Raw genomic sequence first — 2,791 nt, forward strand, 5'->3', positions numbered from 1 at the left:
GATGCGGGGGGCGTTGGGTGTCACGGCGGCGTCGGCGGGTGGACAGGGGGTGCCGGGTGTCGTGGCGTCACGGGGCGAGTACGCCGTGCGGGACGGTCCGGCGTCGCTCGGTGAGTACGCCGTGCCGGGTGTGGCGGCCTCGTCGGGTGAGTACGCCGTGCCCGGAGAGTGGCCGTCGCGGGGTGCGTAGGCGCTGCCTGGCGTGCGGGTGCCGTCGCCGGTGGTGCGGCGCGTCGCGCTGGGCGAGGTGCTGCTGTCGGGCGAGTAGCGGCGGTCGGGTCCGGTGCCGGGGGAGTAGCCGGAGGAGGTGCCGCCGGTGTCGGGTGAGTTGCTGGTGGGGGCCCCGCCTGCGCCGGGCGAGTATCCGGTGGTTGCCCCGTGGCCCGCATCGGCCGAGCGGCCGGTGGCTGCTCGGCCCGCGCCGGGCGAGTGGTTGGCGGAGGTCCCGCCCGCGTCGGGCGCATACCCGCTGGTCACCCTGTGCCCCGCGTCGGGCGCATATCCGCTGGTCCCCCTGTGCCCCGCGTCGGGTGCGTACCCGCTGGAGGTCCCGCCCGCGCCGGACGCGTACCCGGTGGCGCCCTCGCCCACGTCGGAGGCGTACCCGGTGCTCCCGCCCGCGCCGGGCGCATAGCCGCTGGTCCCCGCGTGCCCCGCGTCGGGCGCGTACCCCGGGGACGTCACCCGGCCCGTCCCCGGTGCTCCGGCTACGTGCGTTCCGTTGGTGCCGGGTGGTGGGCCGGAGGCCTGGGTGGTGCCGTTCGCGGTGTATGTGGTGGTGGGGAGTGACATCGCCACGGCGAGGGAGTCCATGCGGGCGTCCAGGCGGGCCGCCGCGTCCTGCCAGTGCGCCGCCGCCGCGTCCCAGCGCTCGGTCGCCTCGCGCATGCCGTCCACCGCGTCGCTCGTGCGGCCGGTGCTGGCGACCAGTGCCTGGGAGGCCTGTTCGGTGGCCTTCACCACCGATTCCGACCTCGCCACCAGCGACTGCTGCGCGGCGACCAGGGTCTTCAGGGAGGCCTCCACCGTGTCGCCCGCCGCCTTGACCTGACCGGCGATCTTCCCGGCGGCGACCGCGTTGGCCCGCCCGGCCTTGGCGGTCTCGGCCGTGCCGTTGTGCAGCGTGGTGTCGATGCGGTCCGCGACGCTCCCGAGCTTGGGGATCTCCGTGCTCAGGGCAAGCGCCGCGCTCTTCAGCGCGTCCGTGGCCCGCCCCACGGCCGCCGTGGCGCCGCCGAGCGCCTGGTGGTTCTGCGCCGCCTTCGCGACGAGGTCCCCCATCTCCTTGGCGGCCTTCGTCAGCTCCGCCCCGAACTGCTGCGGCGAGGCGCTGCGGTGCGGGGCGAGGAGCAACTGCGTACGGGTGAGAACCGAGGCCAGTTCGCCGCAGACCCGCTCCCTCGCGGCCTCCTGCGCCGACTCGTCCCGGTCGGCACGCACCCGCACGCGCGCGTGCCAGACGGAGAGCAGCACCAGCAGGGCGATGAGGAGAACGGCCATCAGGGCCACGTTCTCGAAGCGGCCGAACGACGACAGATGCCCGCCGAAGCCCGACTGCCAGAGCTGGAGAAAGGGGCGCGTCGCCTGCCTGGGCTCCTCCTTGGCCAGTTCCCCGTACGCCCGCACGGCCTCCCGCAGGCCGAACCAGGTGATCAGGAGCGGCACGAAGACCAGCACCCCGAGCGCCGCCTCAAGCAGACGGTCATGCTTGCCGGACGTCTGTTCGGACGGTGAGGTCACGCTCTCCGGCCGTACGTAGGCCTGGACGAGGTCGATCTCCGCCCACTGGTCGAGCCGCGTCATCGAGCCCAGATCCTTGTGCAGCGCATCCAGTTCGGCGGCGCGCGGTGACAGCTCGGGCAGGGCCGCGAGGCGCCGCAACTCCGCGATGATCGAGGCCTTGTCGAGCAGTTGTGCGGGCGTCAAGCGCTTTCCTCCCAGACTTCACGGGGATGGCACAAGAAGCGGGTCCTTGGGTCTTCTAGCCGAGGACGTCCCCCCTGCCACGCCGGTTCCTGCCGTCGCGGTTCAGCCGCCGCAACAGCGCCTCGGCGGCGGCGTGTTCAGGGTCCCACGTCAGACACTTCCCCAGGGCCTCAATCGCCTCATCCCGCTCGGCGCGCCGGTCCAGCTCCACGGCGTGCCGGTAGGTGCGCTCGGCGAGCAGACCGCGCACCCGTACGTTCGTCGGATCGTGTCCGTACGCGCAGTTGAGCCACCGCTCGGCGTCGGCGAAGTGCTCCGGTGACATGTCGGCCATGGCCGCCGCGCAGTGCACGTCGATCATGGCGTCCAGCATGTCGGCACCGGTCGGTCTGGTCGCCGCGTCCTGCCAGGCGATGTGCGCGGCCTGCACGGCGTGGTCATAGTGGCCGAGCGAGAGCAGCGACTGGGCGCGGGCGAGCTGCCGCCGGGACGCACGGTCGAGCTCGGGCACGGGGTGCGGCTCCTCCGGGGGAGCGGGGGTGGGAGCGGGGATGTGGGCGGAGGTACGAGCGGAGGTCTGGGCGGGTGCCTGGCGTTCCTGGCCGAGGCCTTCGAGCAGCTCCCGCGCCTCCGCGATGATCTCCCGCAGCAGCGCGGACGCCTCACCCGTGCGCCCCTGCCCGATGAGCAGCCGCGCCCGGCCGACGTCCCTGGGCCGTACGGAACCGGGCTCCTCCAGGGCCCGGCGGCGGCCCGCCTCCTCGGCCGCGCCGCCCACCAGCGTGGCCGTGAGCGGCGGCGCGTGCTTCAGCGCGCCGAGCGCGAGCAGCTCGGGAGCGGCCCGCACACAGTGCCGCCCGAGCCC

The 2,791-nt window shown here is 74.2% G+C and carries 2 protein-coding genes; both read right to left on the bottom strand.

Going from position 1 to position 2,791, the window contains the following annotated elements:
* On the bottom strand, positions 1-1,926 hold a 1,926-nt coding region (locus AB8Z36_RS38010), incomplete at its 3' end, for a hypothetical protein (protein WP_369217931.1).
* Between the two features lie 55 nt (positions 1,927-1,981).
* Positions 1,982-2,791, bottom strand: an 810-nt coding sequence (locus AB8Z36_RS38015) for a hypothetical protein (protein ID WP_369217932.1), incomplete at its 5' end; no start/stop codon positions are given.

It is taken from the genome of Streptomyces flavofungini, from assembly GCF_041028215.1.
In the GTDB taxonomy this organism is placed as follows: Bacteria; Actinomycetota; Actinomycetes; order Streptomycetales; family Streptomycetaceae; genus Streptomyces; species Streptomyces flavofungini_B.